At 41.8% G+C, this 6737-nt stretch carries 4 protein-coding genes; all 4 read right to left on the bottom strand.

Translation table 11 applies throughout. The features are described 5' to 3' along the window. Positions 1-476 precede the first annotated feature (476 nt). Positions 477-5471, bottom strand: coding sequence for an NAD nucleotidase (nadN, locus tag BEGALDRAFT_RS18545; RefSeq protein ID WP_002691932.1), 4995 nt, complete (start codon positions 5469-5471; stop codon positions 477-479). 213 nt (positions 5472-5684) lie between these two features. After that, complete coding sequence (locus tag BEGALDRAFT_RS16370) at positions 5685-5879, bottom strand: nucleotidyltransferase family protein (protein WP_002691930.1); 195 nt, start codon at positions 5877-5879, stop codon at positions 5685-5687. A 51-nt stretch (positions 5880-5930) separates the two neighbouring features. Further along, complete coding sequence (locus BEGALDRAFT_RS16365; RefSeq protein WP_002691928.1) at positions 5931-6344, bottom strand: PIN domain-containing protein; 414 nt, start codon at positions 6342-6344, stop codon at positions 5931-5933. Then, complete coding sequence (locus BEGALDRAFT_RS16360) at positions 6334-6561, bottom strand: hypothetical protein (RefSeq protein WP_002691926.1); 228 nt, start codon at positions 6559-6561, stop codon at positions 6334-6336. Before BEGALDRAFT_RS16360 ends, BEGALDRAFT_RS16365 begins: the two co-directional genes overlap by 11 nt. Positions 6562-6737: the final 176 nt, after the last annotated feature.

Raw genomic sequence — 6737 nt, 5'->3', positions numbered from 1 at the left:
ACCAGCCAGAAGTTACAGCTAGTTCGCCAAAGCAGGCGGTTGAAACAATATTGGGATATTCTCATACATTTCCCGCACATCGTTACAGCTAGTTCGCCAAAGCAGGCGGTTTATTGAAGAGGATAGAAATAAAAGAGCTTCAGTGTCCACATCATGAGGCTTTTTTATTTGCTCGTTACCCAGTGAAACTTGGTAACGAACCTGAGTACGGCGAGATTCTTTTAAAAAGACAACAGCTTATCTGAATCAGAATTTTCAGAATTAACAGAATTTAAACCCCTTAAACCAAGAAATGAATGCGAATCACGTTTTTTAATTCTGCTAATTCTGAAAATTCTGTGAATTCTGATTCAGACAAAAAAAGACCTGCTTATGGTACGTTTGCTATATCAGGGATTAACAACACAATAAAAAAAACAGATAACACCGTTTAAAACAGCGTTATCTGTCATTTATATCTTAATCAGTTGAAAAAATTAATTTTTCGGAATATACGTTAAGTTGTAACTGCTCGGCGAGCTGATTGTGCCGACTTCTTTCATGTAATTAACAAAAGATTCAGCATAATCAAAGAAGGTATCGACGCGACGTTCTGCAATCACATTTTTCAAGGTTGTATAACCATCACCACCGCTTGCCATGAAGGAGTTAACCCCGACATGGTATAAAGTCTCGTTGTTAATGGGGCTGTATGTGCCATCGGTTTTACTCATCACTGCTAATTGCGTGACTCGTTGCCCTTTGGCTTGATTCATATCAATGGTGTAACGAATCCCATAGGCATAAGGGAATGAACCACTAGAACCGCCGTTGTCAAAGTGGTTTGTTAAACCGTCTTCTATCGCTTGTTTTACTTCTGCGCCCGTTAAATCTACAACATAAATCGTATTGCCAAAGGGTAACAAGGTGTAAGCGGTATCAATGGTGATATTGCCTTGTGGAACGTCAATCCGCACACCGCCCGCATTTTGTAACACTAAATCAGGGTTATAGTTACGGGTTTTCAGTTGTTGATAGAAACCTTCAGCGACTAAGGGCGCGACCATACTGCCGTGTGTCAGTTCTACGCCTGAGCTGTGTTTGCTGGGAATGCGAACATGTAACAGATTATCCGTTGATTTACCGATAACGGTTTGTTTTAAAACGCTGACTTGCTCGCTAAATAGAGATAAAACACTATTCATTGCGTCACTTTGTGGCACGATTTCCGATGTGTGTTCATTCGCAATGGTTTGGCTTAATTGCTGTTTGGTAGCCTCAGAAACCGCGACAAAAGTACCCGCTGTATTGGCTTGTTGGAAGTTATCACCCAGTAATAAAGTCGGTTGACCATCGCAATATAAAACATTACCCGCTTCGTCAAAATCTACGGTCATAAAACCAACGACATAAGCGTATTGCCATGCTTGCCCGATACATACTTTTTCCCCTGCGGGAGTGCGGGCAATGGTGGGATACGCACCTTCGGAACTTAAGCCGATATTGTTGAAATTGCCTAATAAAGTATGTGAATCACCGCCTAAAATTACGTCAATACCTGATACTTGTTTGGCTAATTCAATATCTTGTGTATAGCCGTAGTGGGTCATGAAGATGATTTTATTGATGCCCATGCCTTCCAATTCCGCCACGACTTTTTTCGCGGCTTCGATTTCGTTGGTAAAGGTGATGTCATCATCAGGGGAAGAACTGACGAGGGTTTTTAAGGTGGTAATCCCAACTAAAGCGACTTTTTGCCCGTCAATTTCTTTAATCAGATAAGGTTTAACTAATGCTTTTAAGTCAGCACTTTGTGAAACGTCGATATTCGTCGCTAAAGCGGGAATATTATCGAGTTGCTTAAGGAATTGCGCTAGATTGGCGTTGCCATCGTCAAATTCATGATTGCCTAGGGTAAATGCATCAAATTTGATGGTATTCATCGCCGCTGCATCCGCCGCGCCTTTGAAGAGTGAATAATACAGCGTTCCTACAATTGCATCGCCGATATGTAACACTAAAGGATTGGTTGCTGTTGCCCGCAAGGCATTCACTTTACTGGCAACACGGGCATAACCGCCCATATTAACCCGTGTCGTTGTGCCATTGAGTTTTAAATCAATAGTTTCTTCAGTGACATGTGAATGGCTATCGTTGATATGAATCAGGCTCGTACGTAAGGCAATAACAGGCGTGTCGTTAATGGTGACTTTAATCGGCGTGTCATTCACGACCAGCGTGCCATCGCTTAAACGGTAGCCGAAACTTAATTCTAAATAACCTGCTGTAAGCCATGTTGCATCGTAAAGTAACACATCTTGTTGTGCGCCAAGGGTGACATTGGTTTGATACGCGACTAAGGTGCTAGGTTTTCCATCCCACATTAAAATCTGGTTATGGGTGTTCAGCATGAAATATGTCGCGGGAACATTTGGCGAGTTTGCGGCTAAAATAGGTTTATATGCCGCATATACGACTAATTCCGCAGATTTGCCCACATCGGCAGGGTCAACATAAATCCGACCGCGTACCGTCGCTTTTTCTGCTAATTTATGCCCTAAGCTAGGATTAAAGGCATTATCTTGAACAGAAACACCACCCGCAAAGCTGGCTTGTTTATTCACACTTTCCCCGCTCGCGCTGGTCGCTGTACTTGCGCCTAAGTTGGGCAGGGTGACATTGGTCGCGCTATCAATCAGTTGGTATAAAGTCGTTGAACCACTGATTTCATTACCAATCACGAGTAATGCGTTACCTGTTGGGCTTTGTGAAGCGTGAACAAAGGAAAAGCCTTCCGGCCCTAAATCTCCTGTATCTGCATTTTCCGCAGGTGCGACAGCAAAGTGCCGATTATTCACATAGTTCACGAATTGTGGCGCGTGGGGATTGCTCAGATTATAAATCGCAACCCCGCCTAAACGTTCAAAACCGACGAACACATAAGGCTGTCCATTGACTTCACCCACCGCGATAGCTTCAGGTTCTACGCCTTTATCGTCGCTACGGTCATCAAACTTGTTATTGTCGTGACTGGTGTTAAAAAACTCAGGCAATAATTGCGCGGTAAAGCGTTCAAAGTGGTCGCCACTGTCATACACTAAATTGCCACGATTATCCCAAACGGAGAAGGAACGCGCCCCAAAGGCATAAAGCTCGTCATAATCACCATCGCCGTCGATATCGCCTTGAGTATTGGTGATTTTTAAGCGTCCCAGTTGCGCATCCTGTTTTAACTCTGCCGCATTAGGGAAGATAATCGGGTCTAACACAACTTTACTGCTACCAATCCGCACCTCTTCGCTAAAGCCTGCATAGTCGCGGGAGTCGCCTTCATTGGCGGTGACAATATAAGTGTTGCCATTAATAGACACGTTTGCCAAAGAATCAGGCATATAACTGCCTAAAACGGGCCAGTTATGAATATTGATAATCTCGTCTTTATCGCTGGCATCCAACCCGTAATTTGTGCCAAAGCTGATAATGCCTAATTGAATTTGTGCCGTCGCAGGATTCGCCGCAAAATCGTTATCACTGATAACCGCTAATTTGCCATCAGGTAAAACCGTTAAGCCTTCCGCTTTGTCGCTGGGTAAATAACCGATAGAGGGTAAATTTAAAACTTTGCGTTTATGTACTGCTTGAATGCCGACACTGGCTAATTGGTCGGGCGTGTGTTGCTCTAAGGTTAAATCAGGTAATAAACTGATATTACTGCTTAATAAATTAGTCGCGCCTTTTAAATCAATTTTAAAAATAGGCTTAATACTATTCGCGGTTAAATCAGAATCGCGCTCGATAACATAAAATTGACCATTACCCGCATAAACCGCGTCGCCGATTTTATCGACCACACTGCCACGCACGGCAGGTTTTTCTAATAAATACACATATTCCGCAACAGGTTCACCCGTCGCAGGGTTAATGCCTAACATCCGAATGACTTTAGACGCACTAGACGCGGCAGCAGTAGGATTGGCTAATGGCGTTTGAATAAATGCATATAAAATATTTTGTTCGGTATCTAAAGCAACCGCTTCAAAACCGCGATTATTCACCCGCGATTTATACACAGCGGGCAAACTTTCCACCCCATAACGCCCCAAACCTTCAGGGTCTGTGCCTTGCGGTACAAAACGATTCGCTAACTTGCCATCTGCTAAAAAATGATAAATCGCAGGGCGTTGCTCATCCACCATCCAAAAAGAATTATCAACAGGATTAATCACGATACCTTCTAAATCCGCGCCAAAGATATCGTAGTCTAATTTATTGTACTGCTTACCTTCAACGGTAAACGCGCCACCGCTAGGCACTTGCTCGGCAGGAGATTCATCCGCCCCTGCAATATTGGGCAAGCCTGTAATCGGCGTGATGCCATCTTGACGAGTTAAAGGCGTTTGCTGGGTTAAAGTCACAACCCCAGTTTGAGGATTCACTTCAAAACGCACGACACGCACTTGATAAGTTGGAATCGTGAAAATACGCTCCTCCACCCCATCGCCATCGACATCGACTAAACCCGCATCAGGGCCTCTATCGGGAATCGTGACAAATTTATAATTGCCTGTCGTGCTATCAATCCCCTCAAAATGCAAGCCTGAAAAACCGCCCAACTTCACCGTTTCACCCATTGCATTAGTATGCAAATCAGGCATAACAGGGAAATTAAACGTTTGCAAACTCGGCGCGCCTTGGCTATGGTCTTTATAACCTAACGGCACGACATCCAACACTTTTGCCGTTGCAATATCGACAACCGCTAAGGCATTCGCCTCCTGCAAACTCACATAAGCGGTTTTACTATCAGCAGTCACCGTAATATATTCAGGCTCTAAATCCTGCGCGACATTGGCATTTTTACCAAAAATCCGCACACCCTTATTTAATAAAGCCGTTTTCTGACTATTAAACGCTGAAAAACTCGCCACTTTCGCAACGGCGTTTTCAACCCCATTACTGATATCAATCACACTAATAGAGCCTTCAGGGTCAACCGTATAATCCGCGTTTGGCTCGCCTTCGTTTGCCACTAATACCGTTTTACCGTCAGGACTAAACGTCACCATATCAGGCAACGCGCCCACCGCCACTGTTTTTAATAACGCTAACGTCCGACTATCATAAAAAGCCACTAAACCATTAGCTTGCTTATCTACATTCTCAATGGCAACCGCGACAATGCCATTTTTCACCGCGACACTATTCGCCCCTGCGCCTAATGATTTCGCATCAATCGTGCTCACCTTTTGCGGGTTAGCAATATCGCTTAAGCTCAACACATCCACCTGTGCCGCGCTCGCATTCACCACAAAAACCTGCTTTGTCAAAGGGTCAAACGCCACAATCTCCGCGCCACCCTGCGCAAATAAATGGCTTTGATAACGCCCTACTTCCGTGATGCTTAACTCTGCAAAACTAACAGGCGCGACCGCCCACAAACTGCTAGCAATGGCGAACGCCAAACCACGCTTTTTTAGAAAACATTGTGTCATTGTCGAATCCTACTTTATTTAGAAAAGTACAGAACTGTAAAAAAGTGTTTTATCAAGTTCACATGACAGACAAATGACTAAAAGTTAATCTTCTATGCAAGCAATTGTTTTAAGAATGAGAATGTTTGTAAATTTCTCTATGGGAAAATGCAGATTGAAAACCGCACGGTGGAATACGGCTTGCGCCTATTGCACCCAACAAATGCGTTTAATTTAATGGTGGTGAGGGAGTAGGGTGGAATAGCGTAGCGTATTCCACCATGAAACTAAAATATCAATATCACCCTCTTTTGTTTGTTCTTGATGCGCATACGGGCCAAAAAGTGCTAGTCGTTCAATACCATATTTGCTTTTTAATTCGGGTTGATAGTTTCGTAAAATTTGTTGAATTTCAGCAAGTGTTCGCATTTGAATTCACTTATGATATTTATCACCGATTACTAATAAATAAACGCATCATTATTTAAATGGATTCACAATTTTCAAACAGTTTTCAATTGTTTGACCGTTTTGCATATCTTCAGAATACAATATATTACAGTCTGACTCTAAAGCACTGGCTAATACTAAACTATCAAAATAGCTGTAGCTATACTTTTCACCAATTGACCAAGCCTGTTGAATCGTAGCAATACTCACATTAATCACAGTCGCTATTGTTAAGACAAACTCAAAAGTTTCTCTGATTTCATAATAAGTCCAATTAAATTTACGCCTTAATACATTGGAGCATTCATTAATAATTTGAGTTGATAAAATAGGACTTTGACTCAATAAATCTATTGCTATTTGTTTTTTATGAAAAGCATCACTCTCCCGTGCAAGTGCGTAAATTAAAATATTAGTATCAATAAAAAAATGCTTATCTTGCATTCGCCTCTTCCCTATCAAATTTATAGCCTTGCAAATTTAATTGTTTAGAAGCAAAAAAAGCTTGTATTTCTTCTTTAGAAGGGGATTTTTTAACAGTATTTTTTAAAGTCTGTGTTAATAAAATTACTTTTAAAGATTGGTTATACCATTCTTGATATTCATCAGGAATTTTTAAAACACCATTTTCCGCAACCGTTTCAAATTCTATTGCATTCATCTTATTCTCTCCTTTTAGAGAATTAACAACTATCACAATAAATTAAAGCCCGTAATCACTTAAAAATAAATGATTACAGGCTTTTAAAAGTATAGTTCTTTAAATCTTACAGCACAAACAAGTCTGTAAACTTATTCACTAGGGTATTTTTAAGGCATGGCAGCATGATTGGCAAT

This window comes from Beggiatoa alba B18LD (genome assembly GCF_000245015.1).
Lineage (GTDB): Bacteria > Pseudomonadota > Gammaproteobacteria > Beggiatoales > Beggiatoaceae > Beggiatoa > Beggiatoa alba.
The sequence above is the reverse complement of the archived record's forward strand: the minus strand, read 5'-3'. Positions and strand labels throughout refer to the sequence as shown.

What these genes read in the sequence shown, in the direction of transcription:
- nadN (WP_002691932.1), bottom strand. Translation starts at nt 5,471, where the DNA reads ATGACACAATGTTTTCTAAAAAAGCGTGGTTTGGCGTTCGCCATTGCT.
- BEGALDRAFT_RS16370 (WP_002691930.1), bottom strand. Translation starts at nt 5,879, where the DNA reads ATGCGAACACTTGCTGAAATTCAACAAATTTTACGAAACTATCAACCC.
- BEGALDRAFT_RS16365 (WP_002691928.1), bottom strand. Translation starts at nt 6,344, where the DNA reads ATGCAAGATAAGCATTTTTTTATTGATACTAATATTTTAATTTACGCA.
- BEGALDRAFT_RS16360 (WP_002691926.1), bottom strand. Translation starts at nt 6,561, where the DNA reads ATGAATGCAATAGAATTTGAAACGGTTGCGGAAAATGGTGTTTTAAAA.